We start from the raw sequence: 20,922 nt of genomic DNA, 5'->3' as shown, positions 1-20,922 counted from the left end.
GCGCGGCGAGCCTGCGCGCTACCACTCGGGCCGCTCCAGCGTCTCCATCGCCGGCGTGGAGCGCTCGAAGAAGTGGATGGATGCGGGGAGGGAGCGGAACTCGCGCGGGTTCACGTCGAGGTCCCAGAACGAGGTGACCAGGGTCGAGGCGGTGGGCGAGACGTCGATGACCAGCACCGCGCCGGCCGCGTAGATCTTGAGCATGCCGAGGCCGGCGCCGCCGCGCGAGGTGTCGAGCACCGAGGCGCGGGTGGAGTCCGCGCCGCGGGCGCTCAGGCCGCGCGTGATGCCCTCGAAGACGTGGTGTCGCCGCAGGCCGCCGAACGGGTCGTGGGCCTGGAGCGCGATGTGGGCGCCGTCGGTGCCGAGCCGGAGCGTGGGGATCTCGTTCTCCTCGAGCACGAGGTCGCACCGCCGGTCGTGGGTGTAGCGCGGGCGCCCGCGGCCATCGACGGGCGCGTCGTACATGGCGTTCATGAGCAGCTCGTGGGCGAGCGCGGCGAGCCGCTCGGCGACGCGCGCGGGGGCGCCGGCGCGCTCGGCCCAGTGCGCGACCTCCGTGACGGTGCGGTCCCGGTCCTCGCTCGTGCGGGGGCGCCATTTCACGATGGTGGCGCCCCAGGAGAGCAGGTCGGAGAGGCGGGGCGGGAGCGCGAGCGGCTTGACGATGCGGCGGACGGCGAGCGCGATCTCCCACGGCCGGGGCATCGAGGCGAAGCTCGGCCAGCCGACGATGCTGGAGAGCCGCGGCTCCTTCAGGGCGGCGTGGAGGACCGCGTCGGTGCTGCCGGAGGTCCACACGAGGAGCTGCAGGCTGGGGTAGCGCTCGGCCGCCCACTCGAGCGCGAGGTCGAGATCGGCGGCGTCGCAGCCGAGCAGCAGGGGTCGTTCGGACAGCCGCGCGCGCAGCTCGGCGGGGTCGCCGGCCACGGGCACGTCCTGCATGCCGGCGGCGGCCGACATGACGCGGGCGATCCGCTGGCCGACGACGCGGTTCCGCTCGAGCACGGCGATCGTCGCTTTCGGGGCAGAGTCGCTCAAGGGGGGCACCGCGGCGTGGTCCCCGGCAGCCGCTGCCCGGGGGTGCGCACGGCCATTACATCACGGTTCGCGTCCGGGGGCGCCACGGATGACGTCCCGCCGCGGCCCGCCGCGGCCCGCGAGGGCCCCCTCGGCGGAGCTCCCGCGCCTGCTCGGCCGGACGGCGGGCGAGCTCGACACGCCCGCGCGAGCGGTGGCATTCTTCGGTCTGTGAGCGCTGGGCTCGCCCTCGCGCAGCCACCTCGGCGGCTGGCTTCGTCTCCGGGATCCTCTGGTCGGGCCGTTCATGAACGCTTCCTCGGTGATCGCAAGGGTGGCCATGCTGTTCATGCCGCTCGTCGCCCTCGCAGGAGCACAGGCAAGCTGCATGAAGAACACGACACCTTCATCGGAGCGGCAAACCCTCAGCAAGGGCAACCTGGACCGGGTGAAGCGCTACATCCTCGAGTCAGGCGAGCGATGCACTTACGTCAACAAGTACAACAACAACCCGTGTATCAAGCTTCCCCAGCTCCGTCTTTACCTGAATCCCGATCCGGGGCCAGATGGCCACCCGCAGTGGAACATCAACTGCGACATCACGCGTGGCGACTTCAACACCCTCGTGGTCCAAGAGGAGAGCGGCGACTCCGCCTATCACACGGTTGACTTTCGAGACGCGAACGCGATCGCCATCGAGGGCCAGGAGGGCACCGCGGAGCGCGAGATGCTGAGGTCGAAGCGCATCCTGGAAAGAGCGGTCCTCGCCGTCCTCCGGAGGGTGGATGCCGGGGCGAGCAGCCCAAAGGAAGAAGTCGAAGAGTAGGGCTCCACGCTCCCTTCGAGCGATGGATACCATCGCTCGCGCCCGCCTGCTCCCGGCTCGGGCCGGGATCTTGTGCCAGACCGTGCCAGTTCTTTCGCCGGATGTCAGGGGTCGGGCGCGCGCGGTGCGCGGCGGCTCGGACGCGCCGCGCGTGTCGCCTCGGAGACACAGGAGCCCGCGTTCGGGGCCGGGGCGGCACGGCGGATGCTCGGCGAGCGGCATGCTGCGAACCCTTCGAACCTGTGCTCCCCCCTTCGTCCTGTCTCTGGCCGCGATCCTCGGTTGCGAGACGACAACCGAGCCGAACGAGAAACCGAACCCCGACCCGGGGGGCGAGGCGTGCCACGACGCCGACAAGCCCGGATGTGTGGTCGCCTCGGACAAACAGCGCATCTCGACCCCGGACGTGCCCGCGGAGGACAGGGCCGCGCTCGTCTCGGGCAACTCCGCCTTCTCGCTCGACCTCTACAAGCAGCTCCGCCAGAAGCCGGGCAACGTCTTCTACTCGCCTTACAGCATCTCGACGGCGCTCGCGATGACGTGGGCCGGCGCGAAGGGCGAGACCGAGGAGGCCATGGCTGATACGATGCACTTCGACCTCGGGCAGGACAGGCTCCACCCGGCGTTCAACTGGATCGACCAGGAGCTCGAGAGCCGCGGTCAGGGCGCCCAGGGCGCCGACGGAGCGGGCTTCCGCCTCAACGTCGTGAACGCGCTCTGGGGGCAGATCGGCTACCCGTTCGAGGCGCCCTTCCTGGACACGCTCGGGCTGAACTACGGCGCCGGAATGCACGTCGTGGACTTCGTGGACCACCCGCAGGACGCGGTCGATCTCATCAACGGCTGGGTCAGCGACAGGACCGAGGGCAAGATCGAGAAGCTGGTGCCCGTCGAGGCGATCACCCCCGAGACAGTGCTTGTCCTGACGAACGCCATCTATTTCAACGCGGCGTGGCGCACCCCCTTCGAGCCCACCGCGACGGAGGACGGCCAGTTCGAGAAGGCCGACGGGACCGACGTGACCGTGCCCCTGATGCACGCCAACCTGGAGATGCCGTACGCCGAGGGCGACGGCTACAAGGCGGTCGCGATGCCCTACGACGGGGGCGAGCTGTCGATGGTGCTTCTCCTGCCGGAGAAGGGCACGCTCGACGCGTTCGAGGCGTCGCTCGACGCGGCGAAGGTCGACGGCATCGTCGGCGCGATGAGCGAGCACCTGGTCGACACAACGATGCCCAGGTTCAAATTCGACTACGAGCTGAGCCTCAAGGACACGCTGAAGGCGATGGGGATGGAGATCGCGTTCACGTCCGGCGTCGCGGACTTCACCGGGATCAACGCCACGGGACAGCCCTACATCCAGGACGTCCTCCACAAGGCGTTCGTCGGCGTGAACGAGGCCGGCACCGAGGCGGCGGCCGCGACCGCGGTCATCGTCGGCGACGAGTCGGCGCCCCAGCCGGCGTCGCTCGCGCTCGTGAGTCCCTTCCTGTTCCTCATCCGCGACAACGCGACGGGCAGCCTCCTGTTCGTCGGCCGCATCGCCGACCCCAGCGCGAGCTGAACACCGCGCCTCGGCGCCCGAAGCGCCGGGGCGCCGAGGGGCCGGTGCGGCGGACGCACGGCGAGCTCCTTTCCTGCCGCGCGGGGTAGCGGGAGGGGCGCTCCGGCGCTCCTCAGCCCTGCACGAGGCGGAAGACCGGCAGCTCCGGCCGGCAAAGGAAGCGCGCCGGGACGACGCTCGTGCCGATGCCACGGCTCACGTAGGCGGGGCCCGCGCGCGTCTCGTAGGGGCCGGCGACGAAGCGCCCCGAGCCGGGCGGCACCGCGACCGAGAAGCCGAGCGGGCGCACCTGGCCGCCGTGGGTATGGCCGCTCAGGGCGAGGTCGAAGCGAGGCGCCCCGGGCGGCACCTCGTCGAGGAGGCCGGGCGCGTGCGTCAGGAAGAGGCGCGCCGGGCCGTTCGGGAGGTGCCGGAGCGCCGGGACGACGTCGTGGTGACCGCTGCAGAAATCGTCGGTCGCGGCCACGACGAGGCCCTCCGGCAGCCGGGTGTGCTCATTGCCGAGCAGCCTCGCGCCGCCGCGCGCATAGGCCTCGTGGAGCCCCTCGATCGGGACCTTGCCCCAGTGCTCCCAGTTGCCGAGCGTCGCGAGGACCTTCCGCCCGGAGCCCTCGACGCCCTTGCAGAGGTCCGTGAGCGCGCCCAGCGAGGCCTCCGCGTCGATGACGTCGCCGGTCAGGACGACGAGCTGCGGAGCGACCTCCTGCACCGCGGCGAGGACGGACTCGTGCAAACCGCTGATCGACGTGAGGTGAACGTCGGTGAGCTGAGCGATGGTGAAGCCATCGAGGGAGCGCGGGAGTCCGGCGACGTGGATGTCGTGGCGGGTGATCTCCAGCCAGCGGGGCTCGACGAGGAGGCCGTCGGCGGCCCCGAGCCCGACCGCGCCCGCGGCGGCGCTGCGCAGGAACGCTCGACGCGTGATCGAGGGCGGGGTCGAGAGCGGGACGGCCAGACGCATGGCGAGCACGGTAGCACCGCCGACCTCGGTGGAGCCGACGCCGCTTCTGGGCAGCTTCTCCCGTGCGACGTGGGAATCCAGGGCCGCGCCGCCCAGCGCCGCCGCGCGGGAGACCCCCTCGCGGGGTGCGATCTCGCCTACTCGGTCACGGAGGCGGGGAGCACCTCGCAGCGCAACCTGGAGCGCGCGGGCCTCGTGGCCGTGTACTCGCAGGCGGTGCTCATCAAGTCCTTCGCCTGAGCGCTCGGGCGCGAGCTACCAGCGTCACGAAAACCACGGAAGGCCGCTGTGATCTGAATGTCCTCTGGAGGCGGCCGCCAGGACAGCCGGGGCGCGCGGCTTCATGATCCCCGAGGTGACGCGCAAGGCGAGCTCGCGCGGGAACGAGCGCGGCAAATTGGACTGCACCCAGTTCCGCAAGCCCACGATCAGCCGCGGTCAGGGCGGCGCTGGAGGAGCTCGGGGCGGAGGCGAGGGGTCGCTCACAGCGACCTCAGCGCCGCGGCGAGCCACCGGCACGACCACTTCGGGATGGGCCTCTCCGCCACGCACATCCACAGCGCCGGTCGGCGCGATCGCCTGCTGCTGCTCGCGGCCATCGCCCATGCACTCTTGACGCTGCTCGGCGCTGCGAGCGAGGAAGCCGGCCTCGATCGGTATTTGAAGGTCAATACCGGCGGCGGTGCCACGAATCGACGCACCCCGTCATCGCTCTCCTGCGGAGCCACCTCCCCGGCGGTCGCTCTCCTCTGTGTCCGACCCCACTGTCCCCCCATGCCGCTCCCCTCGAGCCCGTCGAGCCCGCGCCGCAGCGGTGGTAAGGGATCTCTCATGAGCTTCATCGATTCACCCGGCGAGCTTGCGCCGAGCTCGTCCGCTGCCCGCGCTTCCTCTGCTCCCCGCCTGCTGGTCGTCGGCTGCGGCGGGATCGGCGGCATCGTCGCCGCGCACCTCTACGAGCAGGGGCACGACGTCACGGCGTTCACGACGAACCCCCTCATCGCGGACGCCATCAACGCCGGCGGCTTCCGGGTGCGCGGCGAGGCGAGCCCGGGCACGGTCCGCGGCCGCGCGGTGCGCGAGCTCGGCCCGGACACCCGCCCCTTCGATTACGTCGTCCTCGCGACGCAGCCGCCGCAGGTCGAGGAGGCGGCGCGCGGCGTTGTCGCGCACCTCGCCCCGTCGGGCGCGATGATCTGCCTCCAGAACGGCCTCTGCGAGGAGCGCATCGCCCGCATCGCCGGCCCGGAGCGCACCTTCGGGGGCATCGTCGCGTGGGGCGCCTCGATGGTCGAGCCCGGCGTGTACGACCGCACCTCGAGCGGCGGCTTCGTCCTCGGTCGGCTCGACGGCGCGCGCGATCCGCGCCTCGACGAGCTCGCGCGCCTCCTCGAGGCGATCGGCGCGACGACCGTCACCGACAACCTCGCCGGCGCGCGCTGGTCGAAGCTCGCCATCAACTGCGCCATCTCGTCGCTCGGCACCGTCGGCGGCGATCGCCTCGGCGCGCTCCTCAGGCACCGCTTCGTCCGCCGCCTCGCGCTGGAGATCATGACCGAGACCGTGCAGGTCTCGCGCGCGATCGGCGTGCGCCTCGAGAAGGTGGCGGGGACGCTCGATCTCGACTGGATCGCGCTCACCGACGCCGAGCGCACCGCGGCGGGCTCGCCGGGCCTGTTCGCGAAGCACGCGCTGCTCCTCGCGGTCGGCGCGCGCTACCGCCGCATGCGCTCGTCGATGCTCGCCGCCATCGAGCGCGGCCGCCCGCCCGCTGTCGACTTCCTGAACGGCGAGGTCGTCGAGCGCGGCGCGGCGCTCGACATCGCGACCCCGATCAACGCCGCGGTCCGCGAGGAGGTGCTCGCGATCGCCGCCCGCAAGCGCAAGCCGGGCCTCGCCCAGTTGCGCGCGCTGTTCGACCGGACGCGCGAGCTCGTGGGCGCGACGTCATCGTCCATGCGGCCCCCGCCCGCGGATGCGCCGCACGAGCCGTCCATGGCGGCGGCAAGCGCTCGGACGGCCGCATCGGACGAGCAGGCGGCGGCGGCAGCGGACGTGCAGGCGACCGGGGCGGACGAGCAGGCGGCGGCGGCAGCGGACGTGCAGGCGACCGGGGCGGACGAGCAGGCGGCGGCGGCAGCGGACGTGCAGAACGATCGCGAAGGCACGTAGCGCAGACCGCTGCCCCGCCGGCGGCGGCGGAAAAACGAGAGGACACCGGGGGACACCGACATGTGTCCCGGCGTTCCTGGCGTCGTCGCGGATCGCGCTCTCCGCGTCGTCGCGGCGCGATCTCTTTGTCGCGCCGGCGCGTCGAAGTTGGGTAGCATCGGGCGTCTCTTCCTGTGGATCTCGAGCAGGTCCCACGACGAGGAGCCCTCATGACGCACTCCCCGCTTGCTCCCTCCTCCCGGCGCGGCCCCGCGCTCGGCGGCCGTGTTCCCCTCTTGCTGCCCGCCGCGCTCGCCGCGCTCGCCGCGTGCAGCGGCGGCGGAGGCGGCGGCAGCGGGGCCGCAGGCGGCGGGGGTGGTGGTGGCGAGGGCGGCGCCGGCGGCGGCCCCGTCATCGAGGAGCCGAACCGGTTCCGCCTGCGCATCGACGACGCGGAGGTCCCGTCGGTCGTCCTGGAGCTCGACAAGCAGAAGGCGCTCCAGGTCTTCGGCGAGGACGGCGCCAAGCAGATCACGATCCTCAACGTCGACACGACAGGCCTGCTCCGGAGCGCGCTCGATCAGATCCAGAACGCGTGCGGGACCTCGTGGCGGAACGACAGCGCGAGCCCCGGCCACGACTGCGCGCTCACCCCGCTCGGCCAGAGCTTCGGGGCGGCGTGGCGGACGTCGCCGGAGTTCGCGCTCGTCCGGCTGCTCAGCATGACGCCCGCCAACGCCAATGTGAAGGGGACGTCGCTCGCGGGGCTGCAGGCGATCTTCGAGGACAACCCCGGCACCTTCGCGTTCGACTTCGCTGACGTCCTCGCCGATAGCATCACCCTCGATCTGGCGGTCCAGCCGGATCCGGCGGCCGTGCGCGACAACCGGACGGCCCCCTTCGTGCCGATACCCAAGCTCATCCTCGCCCTCCAGCAGCAGCTGCTCGGCACGCACCCGGCCATCGCCAATCCGGATGGCGTGAGGATGTCTGTCAGCCTCTACGAGGCCCTGTTCGATCTCCAGCCGCTGTCCGAGAAGCTCGGGCCCAGCGGGGATCATCCAGGCGTGCTCGTGCCGGACGATGAGACCTTCACGACGAAAAGCGACGTCCTGCTGCCCGATTTCCGGATGCGCGTCGTCGCCGAGTCCGGCCTGCGCAGGGTCTCGGGCGTCGACCTCTCGAAGGGCGGCGGTGACATGTTCCTCCGGGACGGCGACGCGCCGCTCCGGTTCGACTTCACCGACCCGGAGAAGCTCCAGATCAGCGGCATCGCCCCGACACCAACGATCGATATGCGCATCGCGCTGCGCGAGCTCCCCACCGAGGTGGAGGCGTGCACCGAGGCCGTGGCGCCAGCCTGCAAGGAGAACCGTCCAGACATGCCGGTCGGCTCCAGCACGGTATGGTCCACCCCTCCGTTCATGATGGAGCACATCGTGGGCAAGGCGGCTTACCTCACGTATGGTGAGCGTGTGCCCTTCACGGGGTGCTACTTCCGCCTGAGCGGGACGTGCCGGGTGGGCGTGACCATCGGCCAGGCCGGCGACCCGCGCGGCTGGACGGCCTTCACCGACTTGGTTTCCGACCAACCGCCCCCAATACCGCCGTCGCAGTTCTTCTGGGAGCTGCTCACCGAGGTCGGCCAGGCCGCGATCCACGACCCGACCGGCGACGGCACCCCCGAGATCGTGGAAGGTGCCGCCCAACCGGTCTACGCGCTCCACAACGTCAGCATCGGCCTGACCGCCGACGAGATCCTCGCCGACCTCCGCCCGACCCTGCAGAGCCAGGCCAAGGAGATCGCCGAGATCATCCTCGGCAGGTACTGGGTCAACAACGACGCGCTCGACTTCTTCTACGACCGTGGCGCGCCGGGCGGCGCGCCAACGCTCTTCTTCGTTGCCGAGGGCGACCTCCGGCCTTCGGATCAAAGCTCGGAGGCCCCGCGCGCCTACACGTACGAGAGGCCCGGCTTCTTCACGAGCCCGGACCTCGACGAGGCGAGCAAGGTCTCGAAGAAGGAGCTCGAGGGCCTCGCCGACACAGCACACGAGAAATACAGGCTGCCGCCGGGCGAGACCACGCTGTACATGCAGGACGACGAGGGCGCCGTCCACGAGGTCCGCTTCCACGTGCCCGACAGCGACGATCCGGTGGAGATCACCGCCGACGTGGAGAGGCTCTGATCATGGAAGCGCGAGACAGCATCCGCCCCGCCGCCCCCCCTTGCCGCCGGCTCGCCCGGCTCGCCCCCCTGGCCGCCGCCGCCCTCGCCTGCGCGCTGCCCGGCTGCGTCGACGCCGTCACCGTGGAGCAGCCGCCGCCCCCGGCGGCGCTCGGCGTGGACGAGAGCCGCGCCCTCACGCTCGAGTTCCTGCGGTTCGACGCGAGGGGCTTCGCCAAGACGCTGACGCTCGACGAGCTCAAGGCCATCCCGCGGCCCACGCTCGAGGGGATATGGCTGCTCGATCTCGACATCGCGGCCCTCATCGAGAACGCGCTGCTCAAGGTCATGTACATGCCCCCCGCCGAGATCGACGCGCTCCCGCCCGCGTCGAAGAACCTCGTCGGACTCCTGAACATGACGCCCGAGAACGCCGATCTCCGCGGCACGAGCCTCGAGGGCCTGCTCGGCGTCGGCAACGCCGTCGGGCTCCCGACGTCGAAGATCCTCGCGGACCTCGTGGGCGCGGCCGGCAACGAGCGGCTCATCCCCGTCCAGATCACGGCGCAGGCCGTCCTGGAGAACCTCGTCAGCACCCACCCGAACACCCAGCGCCGCAGGGGACCGCCGAACGACGAGCACCCGGACGGCATCTACCCCGTCGCGCCTCACGCGATCCCCGTCACGCTCTACGACGTGGTCACCGACTTCGCCGGCCTCGCCGAGCAGTTCGGCCCGGCGCCGCTCGATCCGGACGACCCGGGCGGAGCAAAGCACCCCGGCTTCATCAAGGCCGCCTCCGGGGTGAAGGCGGCCCTCGACGACTTCACGATGACGGTCCGGGTCGACGTCAACGCCCTCCCGTACAAGGGAGTCGACGCGACGAGGGCCGACGTCGCGAGCGTCAACAGCACGCCCGGCCAGATAGACACCCTGTTCGATTTCAGCGAGCCGGACTGGCTCGTGCTCGACAACCTGGCCAAAAACCTCAGCATCGGTGAGCTGACCCTGGCCATCCCCGAGAGCGCGACGTACCTGCCGGGCGGCACGAGCCGGGAGCCCGCGCCGCGCGGCGATTCGCCCGTCTGGGAGCGGCCGCTCTGGGAGTTCGAGCACATCCTCGCCCGCGCCGGCGAGCTCAGGGCAGCGCGAATCGAGGACCATTGCGCAAGCTACGGGCCCCAGGGCACGTCCACGAGCGACTTCCAGCCGGTGAAGGTCTGCGTCGATGACACCGGATGGACCGAGATCAGCGTCGACAGCAGCATCGTCCTCGAGGATCCGCCGCCCGCGCCGTCCTACTTCTGGGACATCCTCCTCGAGGTGGCCCAGGCGCGGCTGCACGACGGCGGCCTCGCCGAGGGGGAGGCCGACCTCGAGGTGACGCTCCGCGACGTCCCGGTCGGCGTGAAGACCGAGGATCTCGTCGCGAGCATCAAGGAGAACCTCGCGAGGGATCCGGCGGTCCTCAAGGAAATGGCGATCGAGCTCAACGACAACGCCGCCGGCGACGCGGACTTCTACCTCTACCAGCCGAGCACCGAGAGCGGCGTCGCCGGCCAGCGGGATTACCTCTACTTCGTCGCGCCCGACGACATCCGCAAGGACGCCGAGGGCGCGCGCGTGCGCGACTACGCGTACGAGAGCCCGGGCTTCTTCGCCGACGGCGCGCTCACGAAGAAGGTATCGACGACCGAGGAGATCGACGGCGATGCGCTCCACGAGAAGGTGGAGGTCAAGCCAGGAGATACGCTGTATTTCGCGGACGACGAGGGACGCCGCTACGAGATCAAGATCGGCGACAAGCCGAGCGCCCATCGCCTCTCACTCACCCTCACCCGGATCCAGTGATCGGCCCCCCCACCGTGAGGACCCGTGTCATGACAGGAGCTCTGCCGACCCCGCGGCCCCGTGCCCGTGCGCGTGCGCGTCATCAATGGACAGGACGTGGACTCGCCGCGCTCGCGCTCGCGACAGGCCTCGTCTGCGGGACGGCGGGCGACGCGCGCGCCTCGGGCATCGACGCGCCCTGGGTGACGAGCGGCGTCTCGGGCCCCACGACGTCCGACGCCGCCGCCGTCTACTGGAACCCGGCTGCCCTCGCGGGCGTCGAGCGGCCGGAGCTCCTCCTCGGCGCGGGGCTCATCGTCGGCCACGCCACCTACAAGCGCGAGCGGCGCGGCGCGTACCAGACGCCGGACACCCTCCAGTTCAAGCTCCCGCTCGATCCGACGAACGTCGCCCCCGGCAAGGCCGGCGCGGCCGAGGAGGTCTCGACGACGCCGGTCGCGCCGACGGGCAACGCCTTCCTGGCGATCCCGGTCCTCCCGAAGCGCCTCACGGTGGGCGTCGGCCTGTACGTCCCTTATGCCGCGGCGCTCAGCTTCCCGGACGGCGCGCAGCGCTGGCAGCTCCAGCAGGCGTTCATCGTCGCCAGCTCGCTCACGGTGGCCGCCGGGCTCCGGGTGACCGACCAGCTCTCGCTCGGCGCCGGCGTGTCGTACGTCGGCGGCCTGGCCGAGCTCTCGAAGGTGCAGGACTTCGCCAGCCTGAAGGAGTTCCGCGACGGCCTCGCCTACCTCAAGCAGGACAACGACTTCGGCCCGACGACGCCGTCCGAGCTGCGCGAGCTCGACGTCCTCGCGCGCCCCATCGCGCTCAAGCAGGCATTATCGCACGGCGCCTCCTTCCACCTCGGGCTCGCCTTCAACCCGAACAAGGACCTGCGCTTCGGCCTGACGTACCAGCACAGCGCCGCGATGCGGTACAAGGGCAAGTTCGCCATCGACATGAACCACCCGTTCTTCACGCAGGACCTGGCCGAGCAGGGCCTGCGCTACAAGCCCCTCGTCGAGGGCGACGCGGAGCTCTCGTTCACGCTCCCCAAGCGGCTCACCGCGGGCGTCGGCTACCGGGTAAACGACAAGCTCAGCGTCGATGGCCTCCTGTCGTACGTGCTCTATTCGGACATCGAGGCGTTCGTGGTCAAGGCCTCCTCACCGGATCTCGCCCAGCCGAAGCTCGGGATCGCCGATAGCGTCACCGTGACCTTGCCGCGCCGGTGGAACGACACGATGTGGCTGGAGGTCGGCGCCAAGTACCGGCTGAGCGAGGCGCTGCTCGCGACCGCGTCGGTCGGCTATCAGTCGCCGGCCTCGCCGGACAGCACGATCGACGTGGCCTCTCCCGACAACCACCGGCTGATCGGCGACGTCGGCGGCGTCCTCACGCTGAGCGATCGCGTCTCGCTCTCGGGCGACGTCCGCGTGCAGGGCATCCTGCCGCGCACGGTGACCGAGTCCGACTACGACCTCGGCAACGGGACGTACACGCTGGTGCTCACGACGGTGGGCGGGCACCTCAAGGTCGTGTTCTGAGCGGCGACGCTCACCGCGTGCGCGCAGATGCTGTAGACAGATCGCGATCCTCCCGTGAGCTCCGACCAACCCGTCCTCCGCGTCCGCAACCTCCACAAGTCCCACGCGCTCGGCGCGACGCCGATCGAGGTGCTCCGGGGCGTCGACCTCGACATCCACGCCGGCGAGATGTGCGCGATCATGGGCCCTTCCGGCGTCGGCAAGAGCACGCTGCTCTCGTGCGTCGCGGGCCTCGAGTCCCCCGATCGCGGCGAGATCCGCGTCCTCGGCGAGGACATGGCCGCCCTCGACGAGCACGGGCGGACCCTCCTGCGCCGCCGCCGCGTCGGCATCGTCTACCAGTTCTTCAACCTCGTCCCGACCCTCACCGGCTACGAGAACATCGTCCTGCCGTACCTCATCGACGGCGCCGCGCCGGACCACGACGCCGCCTCGCGCATGCTCGATCACGTCGGCATGCGCGCCCGCGCCGAGCACCTGCCCTCGCAAATGTCGGGCGGCGAGATGCAGCTCATCTCCATCGCGCGCGCGCTCGTCCGCCGCCCGGCGCTCGTGCTCGCTGACGAGCCGACCGGCAACGTCAACATCGCGACCGGCCGCCGCATCATGGCGCTGCTCGCCGACGCCCTCCGCGACGCCGGGAGCGCCATGCTCCTCGTCACGCACAACGCCGAGGACGCCGCCCGCGCCCACCGCGTCGTGTTCATGCGCGACGGCCTCCTCCTGCACGACGCCGCCCTCGCGGGCCCCGCCGTGACCTCGGCCGCCGTCCACGATCGGCTGAAGGAGCTCGGCATCTGAATGCTCCTCCTCCGCGCCCTCTTCCAGCCGCTCGTCCGGATGCTCGCCCTGCGCAACCTGCGCGCCGATCGCTTCGGCGCGATGGCCGCCCTGCTCGGCGTCGCCCTCGGCACGGCCACGGTCAACGTCGTCCTCATCCTCGACGTCGGCACGCGCGCCGTCGAGGCGCGCAGCGCCGTCACGAACCCCGATCTCCCCGTCTTCACCGAGCAGACCGTCGCCCTGAGCGGCCTCCGCCCGGACGGCACGCTCATCGCCGCGGCCGACGCCCAGGAGGAGACGCACGAGGACTACGAGATCATGCGGTCGGCGATCCGCCTCGGCTCGCTCTCCGCGTTCCTCGTCGGCGCCCTCATCGTGTTCTTCACCTTCAACGTCGCCGTCGAGCGCCGCCGCCGCGAGATCGCCCTCCTGCGCAGCGCCGGCGCGCTGCCCCCGCAGGTGGCGGCGGTCTTCGTCTTCGAGGCCTTGCTGCTCGGCCTGGCCGGCGCGGCGCTCGGCCTGCTCGGGTCGATCCCGCTCGCGTACCTCGCCGCGAAGGCGGGCATCACGACGACCGGCCGCGCGCGCATCCCGCTCCACGCGATCCGCCTGCCCTGGAGCGCCATGCTGCTCGTCTGCGGCACCGGCGCCCTCACCGCGCTGCTCGGCGTGCTCCGCCCGGTGCGCGACGCGCTCCGCCTCGACATCGCGCGCGCCCTGCGCCCGCGCTTCCTCGAGGGCGGGGCCGAGCAGCGGCGCCGCATGCGCGGCGTCATGCTGCTCGCGCTGCCGTTCATGGTGCTCGTCTACGGCCTGCTCCGCCCCTTCTTCCGGCAGTCCGTGCCCCTGTTCGCCTTCTTCGTCCTCGAGGCCGGCCTCGTCTGCGCGGCGTTCCTCGCGGCCATCGTCTTCGTCCCGGATCTCGTCGCGCGCCTCGGCGCGCTCGCCGTCCGCCTCGCGCCGCGCCGCTGGGCCGCCGAGCGCCTGCTGCTCCGGCGCCGCGTCGAGCACAGCGGCCACGAGCTCGCCTGGAGCGTCGGCGGCGTGATGATGGTCTTCGCCCTCCTGCTCGCGCTGCACATCGCCACGGGGGCGCTCAAGCAGGAGGTCTCGGCCTGGGCGGGCCGCGCCCTCGCGCCCTACGCGTTCCTCTACCCGGACGAGCCGCTCGGCCACGCCGAGCGTCTCCTGCCGAGCCTGCCGCCGCGCCTCGTCGCGGCGCGCTTCTCGAGCCGCACGCCGTGGCCCAACGTCGTCCATGCGGTCCCGGCCGACGAGCTCCGCGCGCTCGCCGAGGCCACCGGCCGCCCCGAGTCGATCGCGCTCGCCCGCCGCTTCGGCCCGGGCAAGGCGATCGTCTCCACGATGATGTCCCGCCGCTTCGGCGTCGGCCCCGGCGATCAGCTCGAGGTGAGCGGCCGCGCCGGCGCGCGGCGGTTCGAGATCGTCGGCGTCACCGACGAGCTGGGCTATGTCCACGCGCCCGGCGCGTACCGCAACCTGCGCACCTACGCGGTCATCGAGGCGGCCGACTTCCCGGTCATCTCGCCGTACGTGCTCGCGATCGGCCACACGGTGGCGCTCGCCGATCCGGTGACCGGGGCGGCGGCGGCGCGGGGCGGCCCGGCGACGCCGCCCTGGGGCGAGCTCCTGGCCGACGTGCCGCCCGCGCGCGACATCCGGATGCAGACGGGGGTCGAGCTCGAGGCGGTGCGCCGGAAGGCGACCGGGCGTGACTTCGTGATCTTCGACATGATCCTCGGCTTCACGACGGTGCTCGCCGCGATCGGCGTGGCAAACCAGATGGTCCTGGCGCTGCACGCGCGGCGGCGTGAGCTCGCGCTGCACCGCGTGCTCGGGATGACGGCGGGGCAGGTCCGGCGGATGGTGCTGATGGAGGGGGCGCTGGTGGGCGCGCTGGGCGGTGTGCTGGCGGTCCTGCTCGGGATCCCGCTGGGCGCGGCGGCGCTCGGCGCGCTGCGCACGGTGTCGAGCTTCGAGGTCGAGCTCACCATCCCGCTGGAGTACGGTCTGCTCACGGCGCTCGGGGCGACGGCGGTGGCGCTCGGGGCGTCGCTCTACCCGGCCCGGAGCGCGGGGCGGAGCAACGCGGCGGAGTCGGTCCAGTACGAGTAGGAGCGGGGGCGAGGTGGCGGGCGGCGGCGGCCGTGGGGGCCGGGACCGCGTCGCCCAGGTGAGTGGATCCGGAAGCGCAGGCGGAGCGCTTGGCTCCGCAGGAGGCGATCGTCCTCGTCCGGGGAGAGGGATCCTTTCGCCTTGTCGTCACCCGCTTGGGAATGCATTCACGCGGCAAAGGATTACTGGCGATGGCCCTCGCTGGATAGGCTGCCAGTGCCGGTATCGCGACCCAGCTGGAGCCGTTTGCCACGCCATACATCGTCGCACCGCGATCGGCTTTGTCCGTCCACCAAGCAACACCCAACCCTCGAGACAGTGTACGTAGCTTCATAGTATCCTCCATAAATGGATGCATCGGTCACCGTCGCTTGATGCTGACGTGGTGAGCGAGCGCCTTTTGCAGGGAGCGGGCCAGGTCGATCGATGGGATCAAGGCCGCAAGAGGTCACGCGGCTCGGCGACCTCTGCCTTCCTCCGCGCGCCGAGGTCAGCAATCGTTGCCGGCGGACCGTCCCGGTCACCGGCGTAGCCCGGTCTACTCAGCGCCGACCCATCGCAGGTCCGCGACGACCGGCAGGTGATCCGAGTCGAGCGCCGGCCCGAGCCAGGCGTGCTCGGCCGTCCATCCCCGGAACGACCCGATTCGCTCGATTCCTGAGCTATTTTTCTAGTTTCAGGGTGTATTTATCTTGTTTATTGAGTCGATTTTCTGGATCTCGCTTTGAATTAGCCTGATTCGAGCGACAAAATTCTGGATGGAGCCCGAATCGACCTGGATCATCGGGCTTATTCTCTAGATTTCGTCGATTTTTGTCTTGTTTTTTGGCCAGGATGTCTCGATCCCCCTGGTCCCCACGCCCCCCGTCGCCCCGCGCGGCTACAGCGCCGTCGCGCTGGCGCGCGCCCCGGCAGGCCACCAGCACAGGCGCAAGGAGGCTCGAATTCAGCGCTACAAGCAGGCCAGGAGCTCCGCCACGCTGGCGACCACCCTGTCGGCGCCCGCCCCCCGCAGCTCCTCCTCCGAGCCGTGGCCCCACAGCACGCCCACGGTCGACGTCCCGTTGGCGCGGCCGCCGGCGACATCGAACCTGCGGTCGCCGATCATCCACGTGCGCCGCGGATCCAGGCCTTCGCGCTCGAGGACATGGCGGATCAGCTCGCCTTTCTCCGAGCGCTCCCCGGACAGCTCGGCCCCGTAGACATCGCGGAAATGCCGCGCGAGCCCGAAGTGCTCGACGATCCGCTGGGCGTACACCCCCGGCTTCGACGTCACCACCCAGAGCCGGTGTCCCGCCGCGCCCAGCCCCGCGAGCCCGGCCGGGACATCGGGATACACCTCGTTCTCGAACATGCCAGTCGTCGCGAAGCGCTCGCGAAAATGCCCGAGCGCCTCCTCGATCAGCGCCGCGTCGTCCGTCGCCAGGAGCTCGGCCAGCCCGGAGCGCAGCGGCGGCCCGATGAGGCGCCGCAGGCGCCCGGCGTCCGGCGCCGCCCTCCCCATCTTCTGCAAGGCGTGCTGAAAACAGAGGATGATGCCGAGCGCCGGCTCGGTCAGGGTGCCGTCGAGATCGAAGAGGAGGTCCATCGTCGGTGGTCCGCAGGCGCGAGGGCCCGCGCGGTCATGCCATATCCGGCGCCCGGCGCGCGAGGCTTCTTTCTGGCCGCCCCGGCGGACCACTCCCTCGCACCATCCACTCTCGTCCTCGCCCTGGATTTCCCCGCCCGCCTCGGATAGACCGCAACCCGCATGACCGCACGTCGTGACTACGGCGCCTCCTGCTTCAACGCCCCCGGCGAATTTACGGGCATCGGCTTTTCGCCCGACTCGCGCCTCCTGGAGGCGCTCGCCGCCGGTCAAGGCGCCACGCGCTGGCTGACCTTCGCCGTCGACACCGGCGCAGTCGCTGCCCGGCGCGAGCTCGACGGCGTGTGGCGAGACCTCCGCGTCCTGCCCGACGGCGGGCTCGTCGTCTCGACGTGGGGCAGGATCCGTCGCCTGTCCGCCGACGCGCAGGTCGTCTGGACCGTGACCGGCGAACAACCGCTGCACCTCGCCGCGGTCAGCCCCGACGGAGCGTCGCTCATCACCGTTGCGGGGTCGAAGGCGGAGGTGCGAGACGCCGCGCGCGGGGCCGTCGCCCGCGCCATCGAGGAGCCGGACGGCGACCTGTACGCCTTCGCCTTCAGCAGCAACGGCCGCATGCTCGCGACCGGCTCGGCCAAGGGCACGGTTCGCCTGTACGACGCGCGCAGCGGCGCCGAGCTGGCCAAGCGCAAGAGCACCAAGGTGCTGGCGCTCGCCTTCTCGCCCGCGGGCGACTACCTGCTCGTCGGTCACGGCGTCGGCAAGGTCGAGCTGTGGCAGCTGCCGGGCCTGAAGCCGGTGCCGCGGTTCGGCGGCCGGCACGAGTTCGCCGCCGGCGGCGACGCGGGTTGTCGCTGGGTCGCCGTCTCGCCCGACGGTGCGCGCGCCTTCTCGCTGGGCAACGAGCACATGCTGCGGGCGTGGCGCGTCGCGGGCGGCGGCCAGGAGCTCGCCATCGCCGTGCCGCTGCGCCACGCCCAGGGCTCGCTCACCGCCCTGTCGCCCGACGGTCGCTGGCTCGCCACCGGCTCGACCACCGGCGCCCTGAGCGTGTGGTCGGCCGAGACCGGCCAGCCGCGGGTCGAGGACGCCGCGCCGGCGCCGATCGTCAGGCTCGCGCTCACGCCTCGCGCCGTCGCGGCCGCGTCACACAGCACCTGCGTCGCCTGGGACCGCGCCACCGGCCGATCGACCGCCATCGCCGCCGGCTTCACCCCGACCGACCAGCGCGGCCTGTCGTCGGGCCAGCTCGTGCGGCTCGACCATCGTCGGATCTTCGTCGGCGACGCGCTCGACGCGGCGCAATCCGCGAGCTTCGAGCTCTCCAACCACGCCTCGGGCCCGCTCGCCCTGTCGCGCGGCGAGGCGCTGCTCGCGGTGCCGGCCCAGGACCACGTCGAGCTGTGGGACCTGCAGCGGGGCGTCCGCCTCGCCGCGCTGCCGCACGCCGGCGAGGCGCGGGCCTGCGCGTTCGGCCCGCAAGACGCCTGGCTCGCCACCGCCGACGAGGCCCTGCACCTGTGGCGGCTCGGCGCCGCGCCGGCGGCGATCCGCGACATCCCCCTCGACAGCGGCGGCTCGACCACGCTCGTGCGCGGGCTCGCGGTGTCCGGGCGCGGCATCCTCGCCGTCAGCGTCGACGCCAGCCTCAATCACTACAGCCCCGAGAGCTCGCTCCTGATCGTCGACCCGCGCAACGGCGAGACCCTCGCCCGCCTCGAGCGCCCGGGCGTGCGATTGGGGCAAGCCGCGTTCGTCGGCGGCGCTCGGCTCGTGGTCGCCGACTCCGCCGGGCGATTGCTGCGGGTCGACCTCACCGACCCGGCCCGCGCGCGCTGGCTCGACTCCGACGACATCGACGTGTGGCCGCCGGACACGCGCAAGGCGCTGCCGCTGGCGACGCTCGGCGACGACGTGGCGCACGTCGGCCCGAGCGGCGACGTCGTGGTGGAGGACCTCGGGCCCGCCCAGCCGGAGGTCGGCGAGCCGATCCTGCTCGCCCCCGATCCCGGCGAGGCGAGCCGGGCGGCGGCGCCGGCCCCCGCGTTCGAGCAGCGCCTCGCCGGGACGCGCTTCCTGTTCGCCGGACGCTTCAAGTCGACCAGCCCCGACTTCCGCGAATCGACGGTGAAGGAGCTCGGCGGAGAGGTAGCGAGCAAGCCGGACGCCCGCGTCACCCACCTCGCGCTCGGCGAGCGGCCCTCCGCCGTGGTGGTCAAGACGCTCGCCGCCAAGGGCGCGACGTTCGAGACGCTCGGCGAAGCCGCGCTCGCCAAGCTGTTGCTGCCGACCCCCGACGAGGCGCGCGCCCTCCTGCGTGGCGAGGTGAAGCAGGCGGCCGCGCGCTGGAACGCCTGGCGCCGGCGCTACGTCGAGGTCCGCGGCGAGGACTTTCCGACCGCGCTGCAGGGCATCGATCTCGCGGGCCTCGATCTGCGCGAGCACCTGATGGCGGTGCTCGACTTCACCGGGGCCACCCTCGCCGGCGCCGATCTGCGCGGCGTCGACCTGTTCGACACCGTCTTCCGCAACGCCGACCTGAGCGGCGCCGACTTCACCGGCTGCAAGTGCCATCGGACGATCTTCGCCGGCGCCCGGCTGAATGGCGCCCGCCTCGGCGCCTACTTCGCCGCCGCCCGCTTCGACGGCGCAGCGCTGACCGGAGCCGACCTGCGCGACGCCGACCTGAGCTACGCCGACCTGCGCGGCGCCGACCTGCGCGGCGCCCTGCTGCCAAAGCAGCTGCCCGACGTAAAACACGACGCCCGCACCCAGTGGCCCGAGGGCGTGCTCCCGAGGTGAACCGGCGGCCGGCGCCGTGCTGCCATCCATGGTGGAACAAGCCAGCTCATGAGAGCGACGATCTGAAGCGCTCCCATTCGTACCGCCAACGACCGCTCGAACGAGCTGAATCGCGCCCGGGGAATGCGTGGATCGAGGGCACGTGCTGGCCGAGATCGAGCAGCGCGTCGGGCGGCCGTTCGAGGCGAACGGCGAGCCGCCGCTGAAGGCGCGCGCGGTGGTGTCCCGGAACGAGCGCGGGGCGTGGGACCTCCACCTCACGACGACGCTCGGCGAGACGACTTGTGTAGATACCGCGTTTGCGATTGCGATGCGTCCGGGGGCACCGTCGATCCGAAGCATGGGCTCAGCTTCGATGTCACCGTCGACGAGCAGGAGGCGAACGGCAGCATCATGTTCGATCTTCTGCGGCTTCGGGGCTTTCACCCCATGGATCCATGATTCGCCGGCACCGGCGCGCCGGGCGAGGAAGCCGGTCGCCCGCTCGCGAGAGACCGGCGGTCACGAGAGCCGGATGACGGGCACGAAGAAGGATGGCGGACGACGGACGTGTGGATCGGGAGGATCTTCGTTGCTCCCGATCGCCGTGCCCGCCGCGGTCGAACACTACTCTACCCGCGCCGCCGGGGCGCCGGCCGGCGGCGCGTCGTCGCCTCGGCGGCGAACGGCGTCTCGCCGAGGCGCAGCGCGCTCCGCTGCTCCGGGCCGAGCCGCTTCACCGCCGCCCGGAAGTCCTCCCGGGCCAGCCGGAGGCGGTTCTGGGCCGTGTTCGCGTTGATCTGCAGCTCCCGGGCGATCTCCACGACCGGGATCTCGAGCATGTCGTGCATCACCAGCATGACGCGCCGCTGCGGGACGAGGCTCGCGAGCAGCAGGTCGATCACCTCGGCCCGCTCCGTCGCTTCGACCCGCTGCTCCAGGCGGGGGCGCCTGTCGACGCCGGCGAAGATCGAGCTGCCGCCCTGCAGGCCCACCGGGATCTCGCGGCGCCGGAACGCCCGCTGCCGGTAGTGGGTTATCTGCCGCCACGCGATCCCGAAGAGCCACCGGTACAGCGGGTCCCACGCCCGCCGCGCCCGCAGGCGGCTCACATAGGGAAGCACCGCGCTGAACGGCACCGGCTGGCTACCGCCCACCTCGTCCTCGTCGCGCAACCCCAGGGCGGCGCGCAGCAGGCGGCTCGCGTCGAAGCCCTCCAGACCGCGGTAGGCCGCGAGGAGGATGTCGTGCAGCACGTCCTCGAGATCGTGAGGGTCGACGCCATACCCGCGGAGCGTCCTGCGAAGGAAAGGAACACCTACCTCGTGCAGCACAACGAAGCTTTGATGTTTGGCGCGAAGAGCATCGTCGGATTGAGATTCCACATATAATTTTTACGAACCCTCATTCCGAGTCGTTTGGGAACCGGCCCCCTCGCCGCGTAACCGCGCGTTATTGCAGTGTTTTTATGGCAGCCGCGTGACTCGCACCGAGCGACTCCCGCGCGGCCCCGAGCCCGCCCCCGGCGAGCCAGCCCTCCTGTCGCCCCCGGAGATTCGATGCTCCGT

The 20,922-nt window shown here is 71.6% G+C and carries 14 protein-coding genes; 10 read left to right on the top strand and 4 right to left on the bottom strand.

Annotation, left to right across the window (positions count from 1 at the left end; translation table 11 throughout):
• Positions 1-18: 18 nt before the first annotated feature.
• Entirely contained in the window at positions 19-1,041 is a 1,023-nt protein-coding gene (locus tag WMF28_RS41505) for a hypothetical protein (protein WP_437599270.1), read from the bottom strand.
• 367 nt (positions 1,042-1,408) lie between these two features.
• Between WMF28_RS41505 and WMF28_RS41500 the strand changes: the two genes are divergently transcribed.
• Positions 1,409-1,846 carry a hypothetical protein gene (locus tag WMF28_RS41500; RefSeq protein WP_437599269.1) on the top strand — a complete coding sequence of 146 codons (438 nt, stop codon included), beginning with the start codon at positions 1,409-1,411 and terminating at the stop codon, positions 1,844-1,846.
• Positions 1,847-2,066: 220 nt separating this feature from the next.
• On the top strand, positions 2,067-3,410 hold the full coding sequence (locus tag WMF28_RS41495) for a serpin family protein (RefSeq protein ID WP_437599268.1): 1,344 nt from the start codon (positions 2,067-2,069) through the stop codon (positions 3,408-3,410).
• Positions 3,411-3,522: 112 nt separating this feature from the next.
• Here WMF28_RS41495 and WMF28_RS41490 read toward each other — a convergent pair whose 3' ends face one another.
• Entirely contained in the window at positions 3,523-4,371 is an 849-nt protein-coding gene (locus WMF28_RS41490; RefSeq protein ID WP_437599267.1) for a metallophosphoesterase, read from the bottom strand.
• Positions 4,372-4,440: 69 nt separating this feature from the next.
• Here WMF28_RS41490 and WMF28_RS41485 point away from each other — a divergent pair, with 69 nt between their 5' ends.
• The 7 genes from WMF28_RS41485 to WMF28_RS41455 all read left to right on the top strand — a co-directional run bounded on the left by WMF28_RS41485 (position 4,441) and on the right by WMF28_RS41455 (position 14,985).
• Positions 4,441-4,611: a hypothetical protein gene (locus WMF28_RS41485; RefSeq protein ID WP_437599266.1), complete on the top strand. Its 171-nt coding sequence runs from the start codon at positions 4,441-4,443 to the stop codon at positions 4,609-4,611.
• Positions 4,612-5,202: 591 nt separating this feature from the next.
• Positions 5,203-6,543: a ketopantoate reductase family protein gene (locus WMF28_RS41480; RefSeq protein ID WP_437599265.1), complete on the top strand. Its 1,341-nt coding sequence runs from the start codon at positions 5,203-5,205 to the stop codon at positions 6,541-6,543.
• Positions 6,544-6,752: 209 nt separating this feature from the next.
• A complete protein-coding gene (locus WMF28_RS41475) occupies positions 6,753-8,711 on the top strand; it encodes a hypothetical protein (protein WP_437599264.1) in 1,959 nt (652 codons plus the stop codon).
• 2 nt (positions 8,712-8,713) lie between these two features.
• Entirely contained in the window at positions 8,714-10,540 is a 1,827-nt protein-coding gene (locus WMF28_RS41470) for an acetyltransferase (protein ID WP_437599263.1), read from the top strand.
• Between the two features lie 29 nt (positions 10,541-10,569).
• Positions 10,570-12,066 carry an outer membrane protein transport protein gene (locus WMF28_RS41465; RefSeq protein ID WP_437599262.1) on the top strand — a complete coding sequence of 499 codons (1,497 nt, stop codon included), beginning with the start codon at positions 10,570-10,572 and terminating at the stop codon, positions 12,064-12,066.
• Positions 12,067-12,120: 54 nt separating this feature from the next.
• Positions 12,121-12,867: an ABC transporter ATP-binding protein gene (locus tag WMF28_RS41460; RefSeq protein ID WP_437599261.1), complete on the top strand. Its 747-nt coding sequence runs from the start codon at positions 12,121-12,123 to the stop codon at positions 12,865-12,867.
• A complete protein-coding gene (locus WMF28_RS41455) occupies positions 12,868-14,985 on the top strand; it encodes an ABC transporter permease (RefSeq protein ID WP_437599260.1) in 2,118 nt (705 codons plus the stop codon).
• Positions 14,986-15,937: 952 nt separating this feature from the next.
• Here WMF28_RS41455 and WMF28_RS41450 read toward each other — a convergent pair.
• Positions 15,938-16,573 carry an HAD hydrolase-like protein gene (locus WMF28_RS41450; protein ID WP_437599259.1) on the bottom strand — a complete coding sequence of 212 codons (636 nt, stop codon included), beginning with the start codon at positions 16,571-16,573 and terminating at the stop codon, positions 15,938-15,940.
• Positions 16,574-16,735: 162 nt separating this feature from the next.
• On the opposite strand from WMF28_RS41450, the gene WMF28_RS41445 reads away from it, so the two are divergent.
• Positions 16,736-19,375, top strand: coding sequence for a pentapeptide repeat-containing protein (locus WMF28_RS41445; RefSeq protein ID WP_437599258.1), 2,640 nt, complete (start codon positions 16,736-16,738; stop codon positions 19,373-19,375).
• Between the two features lie 611 nt (positions 19,376-19,986).
• Here the strand turns inward: WMF28_RS41445 and WMF28_RS41440 are convergent.
• A complete protein-coding gene (locus tag WMF28_RS41440) occupies positions 19,987-20,688 on the bottom strand; it encodes an RNA polymerase sigma factor (protein ID WP_437599257.1) in 702 nt (233 codons plus the stop codon).
• Positions 20,689-20,922 lie beyond the last annotated feature (234 nt).

Source organism: Sorangium sp. So ce590, assembly GCF_051521365.1.
Lineage (GTDB): Bacteria > Myxococcota_A > Polyangia > Polyangiales > Polyangiaceae > Sorangium.
Note: the sequence above shows the minus strand (reverse complement) of the source record. Positions and strands in the feature narration are given on the sequence as shown.

Bases quoted from the DNA above. Each gene is read 5' to 3' on its own strand.
- WMF28_RS41500 (WP_437599269.1), top strand. From the start codon at position 1,409: ATGAAGAACACGACACCTTCATCGGAGCGGCAAACCCTCAGCAAGGGC.
- WMF28_RS41495 (WP_437599268.1), top strand. From the start codon at position 2,067: ATGCTGCGAACCCTTCGAACCTGTGCTCCCCCCTTCGTCCTGTCTCTG.
- WMF28_RS41490 (WP_437599267.1), bottom strand. From the start codon at position 4,371: ATGCGTCTGGCCGTCCCGCTCTCGACCCCGCCCTCGATCACGCGTCGA.
- WMF28_RS41480 (WP_437599265.1), top strand. From the start codon at position 5,203: ATGAGCTTCATCGATTCACCCGGCGAGCTTGCGCCGAGCTCGTCCGCT.
- WMF28_RS41475 (WP_437599264.1), top strand. From the start codon at position 6,753: ATGACGCACTCCCCGCTTGCTCCCTCCTCCCGGCGCGGCCCCGCGCTC.
- WMF28_RS41470 (WP_437599263.1), top strand. From the start codon at position 8,714: ATGGAAGCGCGAGACAGCATCCGCCCCGCCGCCCCCCCTTGCCGCCGG.
- WMF28_RS41465 (WP_437599262.1), top strand. From the start codon at position 10,570: ATGACAGGAGCTCTGCCGACCCCGCGGCCCCGTGCCCGTGCGCGTGCG.
- WMF28_RS41455 (WP_437599260.1), top strand. From the start codon at position 12,868: ATGCTCCTCCTCCGCGCCCTCTTCCAGCCGCTCGTCCGGATGCTCGCC.
- WMF28_RS41450 (WP_437599259.1), bottom strand. From the start codon at position 16,573: ATGGACCTCCTCTTCGATCTCGACGGCACCCTGACCGAGCCGGCGCTC.
- WMF28_RS41445 (WP_437599258.1), top strand. From the start codon at position 16,736: ATGACCGCACGTCGTGACTACGGCGCCTCCTGCTTCAACGCCCCCGGC.